General features: G+C 54.5%; 19 protein-coding genes. 13 read left to right on the top strand and 6 right to left on the bottom strand.

Annotated features, from left to right (window positions below):
* Window positions 1-17: 17 nt before the first annotated feature.
* The 4 genes from ACMV5H_RS18870 to ACMV5H_RS18885 are packed head-to-tail and all read right to left on the bottom strand — an operon-like array spanning window position 18 to window position 3,317.
* The gene (locus ACMV5H_RS18870) at window positions 18-1,061 is read right to left on the bottom strand and encodes a TerC/Alx family metal homeostasis membrane protein (protein WP_021807714.1); all 1,044 of its coding nucleotides are present in this window, start codon (window positions 1,059-1,061) and stop codon (window positions 18-20) included.
* Between the two features lie 23 nt (window positions 1,062-1,084).
* Entirely contained in the window at window positions 1,085-1,540 is a 456-nt protein-coding gene (locus ACMV5H_RS18875; RefSeq protein WP_059199156.1) for a tellurite resistance TerB family protein, read from the bottom strand.
* A gap of 23 nt (window positions 1,541-1,563) precedes the next feature.
* Window positions 1,564-2,730 (bottom strand): TerD family protein, encoded by a 1,167-nt coding sequence (locus ACMV5H_RS18880; RefSeq protein ID WP_414822281.1) that lies wholly within the window; start codon window positions 2,728-2,730, stop codon window positions 1,564-1,566.
* Window positions 2,730-3,317, bottom strand: coding sequence for a TerD family protein (locus tag ACMV5H_RS18885; RefSeq protein WP_021181601.1), 588 nt, complete (start codon window positions 3,315-3,317; stop codon window positions 2,730-2,732). Before ACMV5H_RS18885 ends, ACMV5H_RS18880 begins: the two co-directional genes overlap by 1 nt.
* Before the next feature lie 322 nt (window positions 3,318-3,639).
* Between ACMV5H_RS18885 and ACMV5H_RS18890 the strand changes: the two genes are divergently transcribed.
* The 12 genes from ACMV5H_RS18890 to ACMV5H_RS18945 all read left to right on the top strand — a co-directional run bounded on the left by ACMV5H_RS18890 (window position 3,640) and on the right by ACMV5H_RS18945 (window position 15,949).
* Window positions 3,640-4,704 carry an ATP-grasp domain-containing protein gene (locus ACMV5H_RS18890; protein WP_414822282.1) on the top strand — a complete coding sequence of 355 codons (1,065 nt, stop codon included), beginning with the start codon at window positions 3,640-3,642 and terminating at the stop codon, window positions 4,702-4,704.
* 3 nt (window positions 4,705-4,707) lie between these two features.
* A complete protein-coding gene (locus ACMV5H_RS18895) occupies window positions 4,708-5,838 on the top strand; it encodes a phosphoribosyltransferase domain-containing protein (RefSeq protein WP_115159806.1) in 1,131 nt (376 codons plus the stop codon).
* Entirely contained in the window at window positions 5,831-6,604 is a 774-nt protein-coding gene (locus ACMV5H_RS18900; RefSeq protein WP_414822283.1) for a hypothetical protein, read from the top strand. The genes ACMV5H_RS18895 and ACMV5H_RS18900 overlap by 8 nt, the downstream gene beginning before the upstream one ends.
* A gap of 1 nt (window position 6,605) precedes the next feature.
* Window positions 6,606-7,685 carry a cysteine protease StiP family protein gene (locus ACMV5H_RS18905; RefSeq protein ID WP_094983304.1) on the top strand — a complete coding sequence of 360 codons (1,080 nt, stop codon included), beginning with the start codon at window positions 6,606-6,608 and terminating at the stop codon, window positions 7,683-7,685.
* Window positions 7,685-8,641, top strand: coding sequence for an HpcH/HpaI aldolase/citrate lyase family protein (locus ACMV5H_RS18910; RefSeq protein WP_021807707.1), 957 nt, complete (start codon window positions 7,685-7,687; stop codon window positions 8,639-8,641). Before ACMV5H_RS18905 ends, ACMV5H_RS18910 begins: the two co-directional genes overlap by 1 nt.
* Before the next feature lie 2 nt (window positions 8,642-8,643).
* Entirely contained in the window at window positions 8,644-9,117 is a 474-nt protein-coding gene (locus ACMV5H_RS18915; RefSeq protein WP_021181607.1) for an HTH domain-containing protein, read from the top strand.
* 626 nt (window positions 9,118-9,743) lie between these two features.
* A complete protein-coding gene (locus tag ACMV5H_RS18920) occupies window positions 9,744-10,382 on the top strand; it encodes a vWA domain-containing protein (protein WP_021807361.1) in 639 nt (212 codons plus the stop codon).
* A 20-nt stretch (window positions 10,383-10,402) separates the two neighbouring features.
* Window positions 10,403-11,047 carry a TerD family protein gene (locus tag ACMV5H_RS18925; RefSeq protein WP_179252663.1) on the top strand — a complete coding sequence of 215 codons (645 nt, stop codon included), beginning with the start codon at window positions 10,403-10,405 and terminating at the stop codon, window positions 11,045-11,047.
* Window positions 11,044-11,682, top strand: coding sequence for a vWA domain-containing protein (locus tag ACMV5H_RS18930; RefSeq protein ID WP_021807360.1), 639 nt, complete (start codon window positions 11,044-11,046; stop codon window positions 11,680-11,682). Before ACMV5H_RS18925 ends, ACMV5H_RS18930 begins: the two co-directional genes overlap by 4 nt.
* Window positions 11,683-11,777: 95 nt before the next feature.
* Window positions 11,778-12,818, top strand: coding sequence for a TerY-C metal binding domain-containing protein (locus ACMV5H_RS18935; RefSeq protein ID WP_414822284.1), 1,041 nt, complete (start codon window positions 11,778-11,780; stop codon window positions 12,816-12,818).
* Entirely contained in the window at window positions 12,818-14,419 is a 1,602-nt protein-coding gene (locus tag ACMV5H_RS18940) for a PP2C family serine/threonine-protein phosphatase (protein ID WP_414822285.1), read from the top strand. Before ACMV5H_RS18935 ends, ACMV5H_RS18940 begins: the two co-directional genes overlap by 1 nt.
* 30 nt (window positions 14,420-14,449) lie before the next feature.
* Window positions 14,450-15,949 carry a helix-hairpin-helix domain-containing protein gene (locus ACMV5H_RS18945; protein ID WP_414822286.1) on the top strand — a complete coding sequence of 500 codons (1,500 nt, stop codon included), beginning with the start codon at window positions 14,450-14,452 and terminating at the stop codon, window positions 15,947-15,949.
* Window positions 15,950-16,061: 112 nt separating this feature from the next.
* Here ACMV5H_RS18945 and ACMV5H_RS18950 read toward each other — a convergent pair whose 3' ends face one another.
* Together ACMV5H_RS18950 and ACMV5H_RS18955 are read right to left on the bottom strand one after the other, a co-directional pair.
* On the bottom strand, window positions 16,062-16,634 hold the full coding sequence (locus ACMV5H_RS18950) for a response regulator transcription factor (RefSeq protein WP_414822287.1): 573 nt from the start codon (window positions 16,632-16,634) through the stop codon (window positions 16,062-16,064).
* A gap of 76 nt (window positions 16,635-16,710) precedes the next feature.
* Entirely contained in the window at window positions 16,711-16,968 is a 258-nt protein-coding gene (locus tag ACMV5H_RS18955) for a FaeA/PapI family transcriptional regulator (protein ID WP_021181614.1), read from the bottom strand.
* 775 nt (window positions 16,969-17,743) lie between these two features.
* Here ACMV5H_RS18955 and ACMV5H_RS18960 point away from each other — a divergent pair.
* A complete protein-coding gene (locus tag ACMV5H_RS18960) occupies window positions 17,744-18,292 on the top strand; it encodes a fimbrial protein (RefSeq protein ID WP_414822288.1) in 549 nt (182 codons plus the stop codon).
* The last annotated feature ends 151 nt before the right edge of the window (window positions 18,293-18,443 follow it).

Below are 18,443 nucleotides of genomic sequence, written 5' to 3' on the forward strand. Positions count from 1 at the left end.
TTCAGCTGGATAGGAGATCAGCTCTCCTTTTTCTCCTCGGCGTCGGGTTTGCCTGGGAACATGACGCTCGCGATAATACCCACCGCAAGAACGCCCAGCACGACAAACAGGCTCGCCGTTGCTGAAATGCTGTACCCATGATGCCAGATGTGGTCGGTGGCATTAAGACCCAGTTTCACCGCAATGAAGAACAGCAACACAATAACGGCTTTTTCCAGATGCGTCAGGTACTGCTTCAGGGCTTCCAGCACAAAATACAACGTACGCAGGCCGAGGATGGCGAACATCATGGCGCTGTAGACAATCAGCGGCTCACGGCTCACGGCGATGATGGCCGGTACCGAGTCAAACGCAAACATCACGTCGGAAAGCTCAACCACAGCCACACACAGCATCAGCGGTGTAGCGTACCGCCAGGCTTTGGCACCACGGCCAATCGTCACATCTTTGTTTTCCGGTTTAGCCAACTCTTCATCAACTTCTTTCTGGCTTAACAGGAAAGCGTGGCCCCGCAGTTTCGGCCAAATCGGGAAGAACCGTTTCACCATGCGGTACGCCAAGTGCTGCGAGTAGTCTTCGATCTCATCACCGTCATCGCCGCTGCGCAACATCATCACCGCCGTCCAGGCCACGATCAGCGCAAAGACAATTTCAACGTATGGCCCGAGGCTGAGCAAACCGGTACCGATGGCAACGAAGATGCCGCGGAACACGATAGCCCCGATAATGCCCCAGTAGAGCACGCGGTGACGGAAACGATCCGGCACGGCGAACCAGGAGAAGATCGCCATCATGACAAACAGGTTATCAACCGACAGCACTTTCTCTAAGGCATAACCGGTGACAAACAGGCTGGCCACTTCGGCGCCGTGGTGGATATACAGGAAACCGGCAAAGGCCATCGCTATGGCAACCCAGAACACAGACCATAGGGCTGCGCTCTTCAGCGAAATAGGCTTGTCATCGCGGTGCATAAACAAGTCGATAAAAATGGCCCCGACAGCCAATACAATGAAAACAATGACGGTTTCGGTCGGGAAGCCGATGTGCGTGGATACCATATTAACCTTCTGAAGATATTACATTAAAGACCGAATTCGGCCGCATCAAAGCCCAGAGCAGCCACGATTTCGCGTACCGCTTTTTGCTCATCCTGGTCGAAGTCACCGTCGCTTTTGGCTACGGCAATACCCACACGGATGGCCAGTTGGGCCGCTTCCGGCTGATCTTTCAGCGCCAGGATGTACTTCATGGTTTCGCCTTTGCCGATTTCGACATCGAACTCGAAGCTGGCGATCAGCTTGTTAAAGAATTCGATGACTTCAGAAGTCTCGAACACTTTCAGCTCATCAGATGCCTGGAGGAACCCAATCATCTTCTGTTTTTCTTCAGTGCTGACACCGCCGCTGGCCACGGAGATACGGGCACACACGGCCACGGTACCCTGCATGAACTTTTTATTCTTGAAACGGCTGACCTGCTTGGTCAGTTCGTCGCGGCTGGCATTGAATGCCCCTTTAACCTTGTTGAAAAAACTCATGGTGAAATCCTCTGTGAAATTGATTACTTTGACCCTGCTCTCCAGCTGAAACCCCAGCCGAAAGCCTGATCCATGTCACTGTGACCGTTAAAGAAGCGGTTAACACGCTCAACCTTGATGCTACCGTTCTCGTTAACCAGGCGCGCAATGGCGCACATGTTGCGGTTGTTCTGGCCTTCCGACATGCGGGTTTCAATCGGTGGCTGATCTGGCACATGCAATGTCACCACGCCGTCCGTTTTATCCCAGCTCGCGACCCCTTCGTAGATGAAGGCATAAACCAGCACTTCGCGGATATGTTTCCATTCGCGCCCGTTGATATGCAGCCATTCGCCGTCCAAGATATCACCGGTGCGGTCATCGCCTTGCAGTTGGACAAACGGCTCGCGGTTGTAGTCACCAAAACGCTTACCGAGCGCCTGGATCACCGTTTTTTCCCCGTTGGCCATTTCAACAAACGCCCCGAGATCGAGATCGACGCCTTTGTTCGAACTGAACATCGCCCGTAAACCCGTCGGGCCGCTGCCGCGATGCCAGTTCAGGTTGATACGGATTTCCCCAAAGTTATCCCGCTTGGTCAGGCTGATAGCCGGTTTTTCTTTGGTTAACGACACTTTGCTCAGGCTGATTTTGGCTGGCTCCGGCGTTGGGGCCGGTGCAGGCGTTGGCGCAGGAGCCGCTGCCGGGGCAGGAGCATCCGCCACATCCACACCAAAATGCTCAGCCAGCGGTTTCAGCCCGCCGTTGAAGCCCTGAGCGATAAAGCGGAACTTCCATTCGCTGTTGCGACGGTAAAGCTCACCCAGGATCAATGCGGCTTCCTGGCGGCCATTCAGCTCAACGGTGCCCACCAGCAGCACTTCGTTATCCGCTTCAATCTGGATCAGCAAACGTTGCAGGCCCGCGACGGTCTGAGCCCCTTCACAGGTCACCGTAAAGGCGACTTTCTGCACGTCTGTGTGCAAGCGGCTGACGTCTACCGCGAAGTTGGCGTTATGACCTTCATTGGTCAAAGACACCGTGGCGTCATTGCTCTTGGGCTGACCATAAAAGATCATGTCCGCGTCGCCTTTCACTTTGCCATCGGCATACAGGCGGAAAGCGGAGGCATCAACCGGTGCGCCTGACAACACGCGCACCTTCAGTAATTTAGATGGAACTGGGGCATTGGCCCCCGGAGTCATATTCATTAGCGCACCACGGTAGCTTTGATGTCTGCATGCATGTCATCAATGGTTCTGCCGCTGCAGGCTTTGCCATGCGCGGTAAAATCCCACTGGCCATTGTTACGACGAAGTGAAGCAATCACGATGCCGGTATGAGCGCCCTGCTCTTTCAGCTCATAACGTGCCAGTTCCTTTTTGGCCTGATCGACCACGCGGCAAAACGCGTTTTCCACATCGTTGAACGACTGCCCACGGAAGCTGTTGACGGTAAATGCCAGATATTCCACCTGAGCAGGTAGTTTTGCCAGCTCGACCAGGATGACTTCGTCATCGCCATCACCTTCACCGGTCAGGTTGTCGCCGCTGTGCACCACTGCGCCGCAGCGAGACTTAAGCTGGCGGAACCAGATGGTATCGAGGGTATTGCCATCTTTATCCAGCAATACGCAGCCAGCATCGAGATCGATGGCATCACTGCCGCCGCCGAACATCTTGCTCAACAAGCCGCCTTTCTTCTTGATCGGATCCCACCCCAGACCGAAGTGCAGCTGGTTGATGGCAGATGACTGCTTGCTGAGCGAAACGGTCTGGTTCTTGGTTAATGACACCATGGTTTAAGTTCCTTCAAGTTGGTATTGAAAACAGTGATTTTTTTACACCAAATTCCATGAGTAGAAAATCATATCATGATGGTGTTCACGCACAACCCAATTTTGCTGATCACCGGCCTTATTTTATTTAACCATATATTTTTAATGAATTTATTTTTTTCAAACAGGGTGACTTTTTGGCTGAGAAATTCATTTTACGCCACTTTTCAACGTATTTTTTCACTTCTAGACTGACATCATGTTATGATTGACATCGCCATTGGGTGGCCTCACCCCACAGCGATCCTTTTAACCATCAAGCCTTGAACGGAAAAAAACAAAAATGACACTCAAAATGTGGCTTATGGAAGGTTTATCTTCCCAGCGGAATATTATTCAGGGCATCGTTTCATTGGTTAAGGCCAAGCAAACTGCCGTGACGGTGGTTGCCTCACACCGTAATGAACGTAACGAGATCCTCTCCCAGGCAGACGTCTCCTTGTTCGAACCGAAAGAAGACGAACAGCGGCTACCCTTCATTCTGTCTACGGTGGAACAGTGCGGTATCAATGCCATCCACACGGGCCGTAACACGCAGTGGTTCGAAGCTCATCGCCAACAGATCGAGGCTGCCGGTGTCACACTGACCACCGGTGCCACCAGCCAGGCGATGTTTGAGCTGGCCGATGACAAAGTGGCATTTGCCCAGGCCATGGAGCGACATGGCTTGCCGGTCGTCCCCTCTCTGCGCATTGAGTCAGTGGCCGAGCTGCGCGATCTGATTAGCCGTTCCCCTTTCTCTGGCGCGCAGCTGTGCGTCAAACCGGTGAAGGGTATTTATGGCATGGGATTTTGGCGTTTTGATGAAAGCGTAGGCCCGATGGCCGCCTTTACCCATCCGGAAAACCGCAAAGTGAACCCACAGCGCTACCTCAGCGCGCTGGCAGACGCTGGCGAGTTTGAGCCATTGGTGCTGATGCCTTACCTGCCTGGCCCTGAATACTCCGTCGACATGTTGGTTGATCGGGGCACCGTGCTAGCTGCCGTCGCACGTAGAAAAGAAGGGGCACTGCAATATCTGGAAAACCACGGCGAGGCGTTTGAACTGGCTAAAGCCTGTGCCACCGCGATGCAGGCCGATGGCCTGGTCAACGTGCAAACCCGCAACGACACCAGCGGGCGCCCGGTACTGCTGGAAATCAACCTGCGCCCGTCTGGTGGTATCGGCTATACCCGTTTTAGCGGCGTCAATCTGCCGGGCCTGTTCGCCCTGTATAAGCTTGGCGTAATGAGCCAGCAGCAAGTGATTGATGAGGCTAAATCTGCATTCTCCCCAGCGATCGTCCGTTCTATTACCGATGTCGTCAGATATCACCCCGAGCTCGACAACCTGCTGGTGAAGGACTAACCCATGCTAAATACCTATTCCCGCACGCTGTCCTGCGGCACGCTGAAAGTTACCCCAACGGGCGGCACGATCGCGCTGGATGAGCTGTTTGACGTAGCCGAAAGGCGCAACCCGAAACGCGCGTTTCTGTTCGTCAGCAAAGTGTTGGGCCGCCATATTCCGGTGAAGCCGAGCGTCATGCGCGCCGTCTATCAGCAATTGGCCGCGTTGTTCCCAGCCTGCGATCAAGGCCCGGTGCTGTTTATCGGCATGGCGGAAACCGCCGTCGGATTCGGTGCAGGTGTGTTTGACGAAGTCCGGGGCAGCGTTAGCGATCCGGTATACCTCACCTCCACCCGCCATCCGGTAGAGGGGGGTGAGTTGCTGTGCGAATTCAAAGAAAATCACAGCCATGCCACCGACCACCTGCTTTATCTGCCACAGGATGCCGAACTACGCCGCCGCGTGCTGGAAGCCAAAACCGTGGTGCTGATCGACGATGAGGCCACCACCGGCAACACCTTCATCAACCTGCTCCAGGCTTTACAGCAGGATGCCGGGTTACACAACATTGCCCGCGCCATTACCGTTACGCTGACTGACTGGAGCGGCGATGCGCTTGCCCAACGCAGCCCAATCCCGATCCAGTATGTGTCACTGGTTCAGGGTGACTGGCACTGGGAAAAAAATCCCGATGCTCCGGTGCCGGTGATGCCCGCAGTCAACGTTACCGCCGCCGGCAGCGTGCCGATCACCGGTAAACAGAGCTGGGGCCGGTTGGGCATCTCATCGCCAAGTGCGGATCTGGGGCGCGATATTCAGACGCATCCAGGGGAAAAATTGCTGGTGCTGGGCAGCAGCGAGTTTGTCTGGGAGCCCTTCCTATTGGCTGAACGCCTGGAAAAACAGGGGGCCGAGGTTAAATTCAGCTCCACCACCCGTTCGCCGATTGCCACCGGGTTTGCCATCCAGTCCGCCATCGCCTTTGGCGATAACTATGGGCTCGGCATCCCCAACTTTGTCTATAACGTGGCCCACCAGCAGTTTGACCGGATCCTGTTGTGCATCGAAACTCCTGTGGCAAGCGTTGATCCCGCGTTAATTGAGGCGTTAAAACAGGTCGCCCCAACCGTTGAGGTCGTAAGCTATGAATAAGCCGGTCATTTTCTCCGATCTGGACGACACCCTGTTCCAGACGCGCCGCAAGATGGTCGATGAGCTCGACCTTGCCCCGTATCGCACCGGTGCCTTGGATCGCAGCCTGGAACCACGCAGCTTTATGACCGAAGAACAGTCAATGCTGGTGGACTGGATGCTGGAACATGCGGAGCTGATCCCGGTAACCGCGCGTGGAACCGAAGAGATTGCCCGGGTGAGTATCCCGTTCAAGTCATGGGCGGTTACCACACACGGTGCAGTGATCCTCACCCCGCAGGGGCAGCCAGACCCGGCATGGCAGGCGCTGATGCTGGAAAAACTGCACCCTTATGCCGCTGACCTGCTGGCGATGCAGCGCAAGATCACCGAGCTGATGGCCGAACGCAACATCAATGGCTGGGCGCGTATCAACTATGAATACGGCGACACGCCGGTCTATCTGGTGATGAAGCACCGCGACAGTACCCGCCTGGACGAGCTTTACACCATCGCCGATGAGATTGAGCAGCTATTCCCCACTGAAGGCTATTACGTCCACCGTAACAGCAACAACGTTGCCTGGTTGCCGACCGTGGTAGAGAAAGGGCTGGCCGTCACCTTCTTGCTGGAAAAACTGCGCCTTGAACGCGGCGTGTTCCCGGTTATCGGGTTGGGCGACAGCCTCAGCGATCATCGTTTTATGAAGCTTTGCACCTGGTTTGGCCTGCCGCGCCAGAGCCAGTTTGCCGAAGCGATCTCCCGCCATATTTTCGGAGAGCAGTAATATGTCTGATTTTGTGCCCTTTTCCGGCTCATACCTGCCCGAGGACGTTCACTTTCTGCTGCAACCGGTAGAAATGGAAATGACGCCGGTCGATCAGAAAGAACAGCTGATCCAGTCCGGTGCCCGTCACTACTCGGAGATGTTGAGCCAGGAACCGGAGCCGACCCCTTCACACCTCGACCTGTTTGCCCGCGCACTCGATCAGGGTGCAGGACGCCTGGCAAAAGAAGTCTCGATGCTGGCCCTTGCGCTGATTGAACGGTTCGGCGATACGCCGATAGTTCTGGCCAGCCTGGTGCGTGCCGGTGTCCCACTGGGAGTGATGCTCCAGCAAACGTTGCGAGCCATGGGTAAAGAGTCGTATCACTACGGCATCAGCATCATTCGTGACCGGGGCATTGACTCGGTCGCGCTCGACTGGATTGAAGCGCGCCACGGCACCGAAGGAATAGTGTTTGTCGATGGCTGGACGGGTAAGGGAGCCATTACCGGCGAACTGATCCGCTCCCTCAACAACCGGCCTGGCTATCCTGCCCAGCCCCGCCTGGTGGTGCTTGCCGACCCGTGTGGGTGTTCGTGGCTGGCCGCCAGCGACGACGACTGGCTGATCCCGTTTGGCATTATGGGCGCGCCGGTTTCCGGCATGATTTCACGCTCCATCTGGTCAAACGAAGGCCTGCACGGCTGCGTACAGTGCGATCATCTCGCCCAGTTTGAATGCAGCCGTCTGCTGGTAGATACCGTGGCGCAGTATCGCGCGACGCTAGACACAGCGGCGCTTGAGCCCTGCACACAGAATGCAGAGAGAAAGGCTTACCTGAAACAACAAAGTGAGAGGGTGGTTAACCACCTCGCCGAAAAATATCAGGTTGCCAGCATTAACCGAATTAAACCAGGGATCGCAGAGGCTACGCGCGCTGTGCTACGCAGAGTACCGGATCACGTCTTGGTCCGTGCGGTAGACGATCCCGACGTCGCGCTGCTGGTCTATCTGGCACGCGAAAAGGGGCTGACCATTACCGAAGTCGGTGATGAGATCGGGCAGTACCGTGCGGTGACCATTATCAAGAAGGTGCTCTAATGAACCAACGTCTTTCCCCTTGGCGGCTGGGTGCTTCACTCTATATGCCCGCCACCAGAACGGATATCGCCGAGACGATCCTCAATAACAAGATCGCCGGTTTACGCTCTCTGATCGTCTGCCTGGAAGACGCGGTCAGCGACGAAGATCTTCCCCAGGCGCTGGACAACCTGCGCGAACTCACCCAGACGTTGGCCCAAGCCAAGGCAGCGGAGGGCAATGACCACTGGCCACTGGTGTTCGTGCGGCCACGTCATAAAGAAATGGGTAAACAGCTGCTGGCGAGCATGGATTTCAGCGCGGTGGACGGCTTGGTACTGCCCAAATTCACGCTGGCTTCGCTGCCTTACTGGTGGAACATGATGCAGGACTCGCACCTGTGCATGATGCCCACGCTCGAGACAGAAGAAGTGTTTGATGTAGTGCAAATGCGTGAGTTAGCCAACACCCTGCATCACCACCCGTGCTATCGGCGCATCATCGCCCTGCGTATCGGTGGCAACGATCTGATGAACGTGGTGGCGCTCAGAAGGCCGCGGAACCTGACGCTGTACGACGGCCCGATGGGCTATGTGATAAAAATGCTGGTTGCCGTATTTTCCCCACGTGATTTCGCCCTGACGGCACCGGTTTGTGAGCATATTGACGATCATCAGATTATGGATCGAGAATTGGCGCTCGATATCGCCCATGGCCTGGTTGGCAAGACGGCGATCCACCCGAATCAGATCGGCAAGATCGAAAAGGCGTTGATGGTGCAGGCAAACGATCATACCGATGCGCTGCGGATCCTCAACTCCTCACAGGCGGTGTTTAAATCGCAGGGAACCATGTGCGAACCCGCAACCCATCGCCGCTGGGCGTCAGAGATCCTGGCGCGTGCTCAGGTATATGGAATTGCCAACGAGTCATCTCAGGAAAGCCACCGGTTTAGCATCAACGCAGGCAGTCATTAATCATGCAACTCAATACGCGACAGGCACGGATCTATAAGCTGGCCATTTTACTCAGTGCGGGTAAACCCGTATCCGCTGACAAGATCATCACCGAGTTAGACTGCTCGGGGCCAACCCTGACACGCGTGCTTAAGGAATTGAGAGAGTCCTACGAGGCGGAGATCAAATACCGCAAGGCCACCCATTCCTATCAGTTGACGCAGCCTGGGCATCTGGACAAGAAGAACTTTCGCCGTATGCAGGATGCGTTAGCGGCCAATTCTGAGCTGAAAACCGGTGAAGTCGTCAGCCGTGTCTATCTGGATAAAGAGAAGAAGAAAGCCGTGTCGCTGTCATTAAAAATGTCGGTGCTACGCAAAATCGATCGCTTATCCAGAGTGACGGAAACGACCCGCAGCGAAGCGGTGGATATGATTGTTGAGCGCTGTATCGACGACCTGGTGCGCAGCATTCAGGCCAGCAAGCAAAAACCGTAATACCTTCCCCTCACCCTAACCCTCTCCCACAGGGAGAGGGGACTGATCGAGTAGATCTGAAAGCTCGGTAACGCACCTTGGGCAAGGGGACGATCGAGTTCACTGAGGCTCCCCACTTCCAGAAACAGCACAGACTAATCCACAACGCAGAACAGCTCCCTCTCCCTGTGGAAAAGAGGACGGGCCGTGCTACAACTCAACGACATCCACTCTATCAGCCCTGTTACAGATGAACTCCCGCCCCGACCACAACTCCGCGCTGGCTCCCTCTCCCTGTGGAAAAGAGGACGGGCCGTGCTACAACTCAACGACATCCTCTCTATCAGCCCTGTTACAGATCAATTCCCGCCCCGACCACAACTCCGCGCTGGCTCCCTCTCCCTGTGGAAAAGAGGACGGTCCGTGCTACAACTCAACGGCATCCTCTCTATCAGCCCTGTTACAGATCAATTCCCGCCCACGACCACGACTCCACGCTGGCTCCCTCTCCCTGTGGGAGAGGGTAGGGGTGAGGGGATAAAGCGATCGCAAAATCAACAAATCTACTCCTGCAAACATGGGTATTTCTGTTGAGATAACGACCAGAACACTTATTATGTAAACTCGGCACTCAATAAGGGAATACGATGAGAAGACTTCCGGTCTATCTGTTACTTGATACTTCGGGCTCCATGACGGGCGAACCCATTGAAGCGGTCAAAAATGGGGTGCAAACGCTGCTCTCCACTCTGCGACAAGATCCCTACGCCCTTGAAACCGCCTATGTTTCCGTGATCACCTTCGATTCTTCCGCACGCCAGGCTGTTCCCCTTACCGATCTGCTGAGCTTCAAGCTGCCAGAACTGGTGGCCAGCGGCACCACCGCGCTGGGTGAGGCACTCTCACTGGTCGCCACCAGCATCAGCAACGAAGTGCAGAAAACCACCGCCGAGACCAAAGGCGATTGGCGCCCGCTGGTGTTCATCATGACCGATGGCTCACCCACGGATGACTGGCGCAAAGGCGTCAGCGACTTTAAAGCCGCCAGAACCGGCGTGGTCGTTGCCTGTGCCGCTGGCCACAGCGCCGAAACCAAAGTACTGCAGGAAATCACCGAGATCGTCCTCCAACTGGATACGGCTGACTCCACCTCGATCAAAGCCTTCTTTAAATGGGTGTCGGCCAGCATCTCCGTCGGCAGCCAGAAAGTCGAGTCAGGCAAAAAGGAAGTTATTGGCCTGGACGATTTACCGCCACCACCACCCGAAGTTAACGTTGTTCTATAAAACATTTTCAAGGAGATTTTATGTCAGTCAGTTTGCGTAAAGGACAAAGCGTCAGCCTGCGTAAAAACGAACACGACCTTTCCTCAGTCACCATTGGGCTCGGCTGGGATATCAATGAAGAGAAGAAAGGTTTGCTGGGTGGTCTGTTTGGCAAGAAAGAGCCGGAGTATGATCTCGACGTTATCGCCTTCCTGTGTAATGCCCAAGGCAAAGTCGCCGACCTGGGCGATGTGGAAAACGGCCGGCCTTCGCTGGTTAACGGAGACATCATTTTCTTCAACAGCCAGCGCCATAAGTCTGGCCACATCTGGCTGACCGGCGATAACCGCACCGGCGCGGGTGACGGTGATGACGAGCAGATTATCGCCCAGTTGAACTCCCTCGATCCCAAGTACGAAAAAATCGTCTTCATCGTGCAGATCTATAACGGCCAGGAGCTGAAGCAGCACTTCGGCAAGGTGCAAAACGCCTTTATCCGCGCGGTGGATGCCAAAAACGTGGAAATGGCGCGTTTCGATCTTTCGGGCGGGGCCGCCTTTGATGGCCAGCGTTCCATGCTGTTTGCCGAGTTGGTACGTGAAAGCACCGGCTGGAAGCTGAACGCCATTGGCGAATCTTCCGAGTCCGACTCCTTCGTGTCCCACTTGAAGAACTACCTGCAATGAGAAGATTACCCGTTTACCTGCTGATTGATACCTCCGGGTCGATGCGCGGGGAATCTATCCATGCCGTTAACGTGGGCATTCAGTCAATGATGAGCGCGCTGCGCCAGGACCCGTATGCGCTGGAAAGCGTGCATATCTCCATCATCACCTTTGATAACGAAGCCCGTGAGTTTATCCCGCTAACCTCATTGGAAGAGTTCCAGTTCTCCGACATTGTCGTCCCCAGCGCGGGTGGCACCTTCACCGGGGCCGCGCTTGAGTGCCTGATCAAATGTGTCGATCGGGATATCCACCGCTCCGATGGCGATCAGAAAGGCGATTGGCGGCCACTGGTATTCCTGATGACCGATGGCACCCCGTCAGACAGCTATGCCTATGGCGAGGCGATCAAAGAAGTCAAAAAACGTTCCTTCGGCTCCATTATCGCCTGTGCGGTCGGGCCGAAGGCCAAGCATGAACACCTCAAGCAACTGACCTCTCAGGTTGTGGCCCTCGAAACTCTGGATTCAACGGCCTTTTCCGGCTTCTTCAAATGGGTGTCGGCCAGCGTCGCGTCAGGCAGTTCCAGTGCGGGTGTTAACGCCGGGCAGGATAACCTCCCGCCACCACCACCGGAAATACAGCTGGTTCTGTAGCCAACAGGCAAAGCCTCTACCCGGAGCTTTGCCTGTTTTTTCATTGCCCCATGACACGCATTGCAAGAAGCATCCGCCTGACGAGGTTTTTAACCATGAGAAGACTGCCCATCTTCCTGGTCTTGGACTGCTCAGAGTCCATGATCGGGGAAAGCCTGAAGAAAATGAATGATGGCCTGCAAAGGATCGTCAGCGACCTGAAAAAAGACCCCCACGCGCTTGAAACCGCCTGGATATCGGTGATCGCCTTCGCCGGAGTGGCAAAAACCATCGTACCGCTGGTCGAGGTGGTGTCATTTTATCCCCCTCGCCTGCCGATCGGCGGAGGCACCAACTTGGGCGCGGCATTGCGGGAACTGACCCATCAGTTGGATCAACAGGTCAGAAAAACCACCCAGGAACGCAAAGGCGACTGGAAACCGGTGGTGTACCTACTCACCGATGGCCGCCCAACGGACGATACCGCCCCCGAAATCAGGCGCTGGAAAGAAAACTACGCCAATAAAGTCAACCTGATCGCCATCGGCCTTGGCCCTTCGGCGGATATGAACATCCTGCGGCAGTTGACCGATAACGTCTTGCTGTTCACCGACAGCCAGGAAGGGGATTTCGCCCAGTTCATTAAGTGGATCACCGCGTCTGTCTCTGCCCACAGCCGCAGCGTGGGGGAAGATGCTCCTCCGTTGCTCACCCACACCGATCACATTGTGAGGCTGGCCAAAGACGATATTGCCAGAGCCTACGACGAAAACTGCGTCACCCTGACGGGCCGTTGCAGCAAGTTACGCCGCCCTTATCTGATGAAATACGAACGCCCGGCCATTAACCTCTCCACGCTGGATTTCAAGCTCAATATCAACGGCTTTAACCTCAACGGCTGCTTCCCGATCGATGAGGATTATTTTGCCTGGAGCGATGAATCGGCGTCTGCCATTCAGGTCAATACCAGCGAACTGCACGGCGTAGCGGGTTGCCCGTACTGCGGCAATGCCAGCGCCTTTGCGATGTGTACCTGCGGCAAGCTGCTGTGCGTCAACGGGCCCGATGACGTTATCTGCCCGTGGTGCGATAAGGGACTGACGTTCAGGGAAAACGGCGGCGACTCTGATTTCGACGTGACGCGAGGGAAAGGCTGATGCAAGACGTGGATAAACTGCGCCAAAACGTACTCATGCTGATCCTGGCTGAAACGGGCGCAACGACGGATGACGCCCAGCTTGCCAGCCTGCAAGCCGATGATGAGATCGGCACCTTGCTGACCAACCTCATCACGAAAGTGACGGCCAAGACCCCCGCAACGCTTGAGAAAACAGAAGCTCCGCCGTTGGTTGCCAATGACGATACCTTGGCCGACGAGCCAAAAGTGGTCCTCACCAAGGACGATGACAACCCTGTTGCCTCGCCAGATACCGCAGATCTGCCAACACCAGACGACTGGCAGAAAGCACAGTTTGATCCGCTGGAAGTGCAAGGAGATGCCGCATTGTCTGAAGAACCCGCCAAAGAAAACCTGAAGCCAGGCCAGATACCGTCCGGCACCGCTATCCCGATTAGCACGCCGCAGAACATTCAGCCGCAGGCAAAAATCAACGTAGCCAATGCCCGTACCGGCGTCCCTTTCCACTCTGAAATAGATATCGTGCTGGATGATGGTTCTACGGCAGAAGTGCTGGCCGTCGCGTTCTCCAAAGATATCGGCATCACCTTTGATCCGGCGACCTCTTCACTGGCTGGAACCGCTACCGAAAGCGGCGACTTTGACATCACGGTCACCTGGTCTTGCCCTACTGCGCCGCAATGCTCAACCCAGGTGCCCTTTATCGTTAACCCAGACCCACGCAGCCTGTGGAAAATCCTCGAGCCGCCTGCCGATTCGCGCTATTTCAAACCGCATGTCGCCCATCAGCAGATCCAGGGGCCTGGGGTGAACATCGTGGCGGCCAGCCGCAGAGGGCGTTCACACGAGCATGCGGGCACCTTCCGGGATGATGACTTTTATATCGCCAGCAATAGCGATACCGGTTGGAACATCCTGCTGGTAGCCGACGGAGCCGGTAGCGCTAAAAACTCGCGCGAGGGCTCGCGCATCGCGACTCAAACCGTGGGCGACTACCTGACGACCCTGTTGAATAGCGACAAAGGGCTGGAACTCAAAACCTGCGTTGAAAACTGGGGAACCGACGATCAGCGGATAGTCTGGGAGGCATTTAATCGCCTGTTCCGCCAGGCCGCGATCATGGCCGTCAACAACATCAGCAATGAATCCATCCGGGCCGAAGAGAGCGCCAAATCCTATTCGACCACGCTGCTGGTCACCGTTTCCTTCCGTACCGGGGCCGAGCTGTTCGCCGCCTCATTCTGGTTGGGTGACGGTGCCATTGCGGCCTACGGGCCGGTGGGCAAAGTGCGCATACTGGGAACGCCAGACAGCGGTGAGTATGCGGGCCAAACACGCTTCCTGGATGCCGACGCCGTGAACGATGCGAACTTCAGTAAGCGCATCAGCATCGGTAAATGGACCGAGGTCTCTCATCTGGTGCTGATGACCGACGGCGTCTCCGATCCCCGGTTTGAAACGGATAATGGCCTGCAAAATAGCCAGAAGTGGGATGACCTGATCGCGGAGCTGACACCCTGCCTGAACGATCCCTCACAGCCCGCAGAGCGGCTGGCCGAATGGCTTAACTTCTTCTCCCCGGGCAATCACGACGATCGGACCCTAATCGTGGCGTGGTGAATGGATTGAACTACATAGCGGGTGAGTAAAATGGCAAATATTGTTACCTGTACCACCAGGGATGGCGAAACCATCCAGTATGTCGATGAGATCATCGGCTCCGGCTCCATGAAGGACGTCTACTTTTCGCCGGATAAGTCATACGTAGTGGCGTTCTATAAAAAGCCGCAGAACGAGCAGGCGAAAGAGCGCATCGAGATGATCACTGGCCGCTACCGGCAGAACATCTTTGAGCAAGCCGGTGGCGATTACTGGCAAGGGCTGTTTTGTTGGCCCACCAGCATAGTAGAACACGACGGCAAAATCGGCATAGTGGTGCCTACCTACCAGAGCCACTTCTTCTTTAAGTACGGTTCCAAGAATAATGACTTCCTGGGGATTAAAGGCCGCGAGAAGGAAGGCAAATGGTTCGCCAGCGCCAATAACCAGAACAAGTTCCTGGATCCGCGCGAACGCGGCAACACGCTGAATTACCTGAAGGTGTGCCTGCTGCTGACCAGAGCTGTCCGGCGTATGCACGCCGCGGGCCTGTGCCATAGCGATCTGAGCTATAAAAACGTGCTGATCGACCCCGAGCAGGGGCACGCCTGCATCATTGACGTCGACGGGCTGGTGGTGCCAGGCAAATATCCACCAGACGTGGTCGGTACGCCGGACTTTATTGCTCCGGAAGTGGTGAAAACCAGCCATCTGCCGAAAGAAGATCCGCAGCGCATACTGCCAAGCATCGCCACCGACAGGCATGCGTTATCCGTCCTGATCTACATGTATCTGTTCTTCCGCCACCCACTGCGCGGCGGCAAGATCCATGACATGGACGATGAGATGCGCGACGAATCCCTGGCGATGGGCGAGAGAGCGCTGTTTATTGAGCACCCGACAGACCACAGCAATGCGGTCAAACTCAACCAGGTCAGCCCTTCTTCGCTGCCTTGGGCCGATCCGCAGAAAGTACCCTACACCATTATGGGCCCCTACCTGACACCGCTGTTTGAAAGAGCGTTTATTGAGGGCCTGCACGAACCTGCAAGGCGACCAACTGCCGATGAGTGGGAAACGGCGTTGGTAAAAACGGTCGATCTGATCCAGCCGTGTCAAAACGCTGCCTGCGATCAGAAGTGGTACGTGTTCTCCGGTAAAAACCGCCCGGCCTGCCCGTATTGCGGTACGCCGTACAAGGGCAAACTGCCGATCCTCAACCTTTACTCCTCGCGTAAAGCCGGGAGCTTCCGGCCCGACGATCATCGCCTGATGGTGTGGAGCGGCCAGTCGATTTATGCCTGGCACGTTAACCGCCTGATCGCCCCCAACGAACGTACGCCGGACGCGCAGAAAAAACGCGTGGGCTATTTCGTGTTCCATAACGATCAGTGGTGGCTGGTGAATGAAGGCATCAGTGGGCTGCTCTCCTTGCCGGATAAAACCCCGGTGGCGATCGGTGACAAGCTGGCGCTGAACGATGGCGTGCAGTTCGTACTTTCCACCGAAGAAGGTGGCAGGCTGGTAGTGGTGCAATTGGTGGAGAACTAAGCTTTAGTGAGTGCGGGGTGCGGCGCGCCTCGCACTGGATTATGGAGGAAAGGAAGATCCACACCTGCGCCCCACAAAAAACAACCATTAGTGCTTTTCCCCTTAGGTAGCATCATCCATCTCCCACCGTGCTCCTCAATATATCCGGGCTGCCTTGCCACAACCAATGGTACAAATCGTGACTGCGCTGGAATCCCAATTTTCGCATGGATGCCTGCTTATGGGCGCTGACGGTCTTGGTGCTGATCTGCAACTTTCTGGCGATCTGTGTAGGCGATAAGCCTGCTGCTATCGCCTGCAAGACCTCTCGCTCTCGCCGAGTGATCTTTTCGTAGTCAGGTACGCAGGTGGCATTATTATTGAGCTGCACGTCGAACAGCCTATCCAGCAGTTGCATCACCGCCTCGGGTTTATCATTCAGGCCGATTTCTCCCTGTTGATAGGTGACCCCTTCTATATTTTTTCGTATAAGGATTTGGTACCGTTGATATCCATCTCCCCGCCAGCTGGCGTTGCTCCTGACAATCAGATCCGCAACTTTCAGATGAATAATATCATTGCAATCTGCATGGACAAATAGAGGAGATACTCCCCGGAGATAAAAATACCGTTCAAAAAGGTGGCGAATGCCTTGTAAGAAATAGAAATTTTTGCCCCACAGAGCAATAACGATGCGTGAGTTCATATTGACACCTTAACAGCCTGATTTTTTTAAATGACACCGTTGATTAGGTGATACATCATTGGGATAAATCCCCACCTCAGGTAGGTGTTGCAATACACCAGCGTAGGCTCTTTTGGTCTGGTACCGATGAGACATGCGCCTTCTTTTTCTTCACCAGTTTCATCAGGTAGTAGCGGGACACATAAATGTTGGTATCACAGTAGTCGGCAATATCCCGGGTCTTGGGCCATTTATCTTGCGGGGGCAATGTGCCCAGAGGGCAATCAACACGGCTCAACACCTGCAGCGCCGTCAGAACCTTGTCGCAGGCTGCATTATGTTTTTTATATTTCATGAGGTTAAACCTTTTCTCTTACGAGCTTTAGTGATGCGTCAGCCCGCGCTACAGGCCAAAGCCCACCGATCAAAACGGCAAACGGCATGCAGGTCCCGTCTGCTTGGCTTTCTGAGCGTATTTAATACCACATCGGAGTAAAGTATTTATAAACGTTACAATAACGAGTTTTAAACCTGCCTAAATTAAATTTGCGATATAACATATCGGAAACATAATGATACATACGATAATAACTCGCAATTTGACCATAAAAACCATCTGCCAAGGCATTTATTGCGAAATTGCTTTTCCTATCAAAAAACACTTTTCAAAAATAAGGTTGGCCGTAATAATTCCGGCCTAAATCGATGGGTAGGAAAAATCTTAAGAACATAGGCAATAAATCGCGAGATTAATCTTAATAAAAAATGAAATATCTAGCTTTCGATTTAGGAAATCATTGGATCAGGAAAGCCCTCCATTTCCAGCTCAGTCAAACTGTGTCTCCAGTGATGGGAAGACAGCCGCACACTAAAACTTAACAAGTCTTTCATGTTTGATGGATAGCCAACCGCTCTCAATCCATTAGGCACAGAGCCTTGGCATAAAAACGCATGAAAATAGCATCAGGATGCCTTACTCACGTCTAAAAAAATTGACGGCATCAGGAGTGATGATTTTATTGAAGATACTTTGTCTGTTCGGACTGTTCAGATAAATGATGGCTCGTGGCTAATAATCAGCTACGAAATGATTGTATTCACCTTTTTAATACGTAAATAAGGAATTCATTATGCGTAAGTCTATTTTTACTCTGGCTCCGGTGATTGCGGCTCTGTTGGCAGGATCTGGCGTGGCTCAGGCCGCATCTAACGCCCAGATGACCATTACCGCCAACGTTGTAGCGGCGACCTGTGACGTTTCTCTCTCCAACCCTAGCCTGGACCTGGGTAACTATTCCAAGTCCGCCTTCACCGCAGTAGCCACCCCGATTGCCAGCAGTATAAAAACCTTCACCGTGGGTCTGAACAACTGTGAAACCCCGGCAGCAGCAGGTGATACAGCAAGCCTGATCGTCACCGGCCAGACACTAGGGGGCAACCAGAACATCTTTAACAGCACCGGCACCAATACCGGCGTTATGTTAAGTGAAGTGACCTCACCAACCACCTACATTAGCGCCGGCCAGAAATTATTGGTAGCCAAAGCAGGTGAGACTCCGGAAGCAGCCGATTTCAACACGAAATCCCTGAGCCTGCAGGCTGGTTTAGCCTCTACGTCTCTCACGCCAGATATCGGTATGGTTAGCGCGCCGATCCTGTTCAGCTTTGCCTACAACTGATGTGTTCCAGCGGGCCGATGGCCCGCCTTTTCAGGATCCGCAATATGACGCGCTTTATCTCCCTGTTTTCGCTGCTAGTGGCCCTGCTGGGTACGCCGTTGGCAGGCTGGTCCGCCGGGTTTGGCATTAATGCCACACGCCTGATTTACCC

Source organism: Serratia sp. N21D137 (assembly GCF_047530005.1).
In the GTDB taxonomy this organism is placed as follows: Bacteria; Pseudomonadota; Gammaproteobacteria; order Enterobacterales; family Enterobacteriaceae; genus Chania; species Chania fonticola_B.

What these genes read in the sequence shown, in the direction of transcription:
- ACMV5H_RS18870 (WP_021807714.1), bottom strand. Translation starts at nt 1,061, where the DNA reads ATGGTATCCACGCACATCGGCTTCCCGACCGAAACCGTCATTGTTTTC.
- ACMV5H_RS18875 (WP_059199156.1), bottom strand. Translation starts at nt 1,540, where the DNA reads ATGAGTTTTTTCAACAAGGTTAAAGGGGCATTCAATGCCAGCCGCGAC.
- ACMV5H_RS18880 (WP_414822281.1), bottom strand. Translation starts at nt 2,730, where the DNA reads ATGAATATGACTCCGGGGGCCAATGCCCCAGTTCCATCTAAATTACTG.
- ACMV5H_RS18885 (WP_021181601.1), bottom strand. Translation starts at nt 3,317, where the DNA reads ATGGTGTCATTAACCAAGAACCAGACCGTTTCGCTCAGCAAGCAGTCA.
- ACMV5H_RS18890 (WP_414822282.1), top strand. Translation starts at nt 3,640, where the DNA reads ATGACACTCAAAATGTGGCTTATGGAAGGTTTATCTTCCCAGCGGAAT.
- ACMV5H_RS18895 (WP_115159806.1), top strand. Translation starts at nt 4,708, where the DNA reads ATGCTAAATACCTATTCCCGCACGCTGTCCTGCGGCACGCTGAAAGTT.
- ACMV5H_RS18900 (WP_414822283.1), top strand. Translation starts at nt 5,831, where the DNA reads ATGAATAAGCCGGTCATTTTCTCCGATCTGGACGACACCCTGTTCCAG.
- ACMV5H_RS18905 (WP_094983304.1), top strand. Translation starts at nt 6,606, where the DNA reads ATGTCTGATTTTGTGCCCTTTTCCGGCTCATACCTGCCCGAGGACGTT.
- ACMV5H_RS18910 (WP_021807707.1), top strand. Translation starts at nt 7,685, where the DNA reads ATGAACCAACGTCTTTCCCCTTGGCGGCTGGGTGCTTCACTCTATATG.
- ACMV5H_RS18915 (WP_021181607.1), top strand. Translation starts at nt 8,644, where the DNA reads ATGCAACTCAATACGCGACAGGCACGGATCTATAAGCTGGCCATTTTA.
- ACMV5H_RS18920 (WP_021807361.1), top strand. Translation starts at nt 9,744, where the DNA reads ATGAGAAGACTTCCGGTCTATCTGTTACTTGATACTTCGGGCTCCATG.
- ACMV5H_RS18925 (WP_179252663.1), top strand. Translation starts at nt 10,403, where the DNA reads ATGTCAGTCAGTTTGCGTAAAGGACAAAGCGTCAGCCTGCGTAAAAAC.
- ACMV5H_RS18930 (WP_021807360.1), top strand. Translation starts at nt 11,044, where the DNA reads ATGAGAAGATTACCCGTTTACCTGCTGATTGATACCTCCGGGTCGATG.
- ACMV5H_RS18935 (WP_414822284.1), top strand. Translation starts at nt 11,778, where the DNA reads ATGAGAAGACTGCCCATCTTCCTGGTCTTGGACTGCTCAGAGTCCATG.
- ACMV5H_RS18940 (WP_414822285.1), top strand. Translation starts at nt 12,818, where the DNA reads ATGCAAGACGTGGATAAACTGCGCCAAAACGTACTCATGCTGATCCTG.
- ACMV5H_RS18945 (WP_414822286.1), top strand. Translation starts at nt 14,450, where the DNA reads ATGGCAAATATTGTTACCTGTACCACCAGGGATGGCGAAACCATCCAG.
- ACMV5H_RS18950 (WP_414822287.1), bottom strand. Translation starts at nt 16,634, where the DNA reads ATGAACTCACGCATCGTTATTGCTCTGTGGGGCAAAAATTTCTATTTC.
- ACMV5H_RS18955 (WP_021181614.1), bottom strand. Translation starts at nt 16,968, where the DNA reads ATGAAATATAAAAAACATAATGCAGCCTGCGACAAGGTTCTGACGGCG.
- ACMV5H_RS18960 (WP_414822288.1), top strand. Translation starts at nt 17,744, where the DNA reads ATGCGTAAGTCTATTTTTACTCTGGCTCCGGTGATTGCGGCTCTGTTG.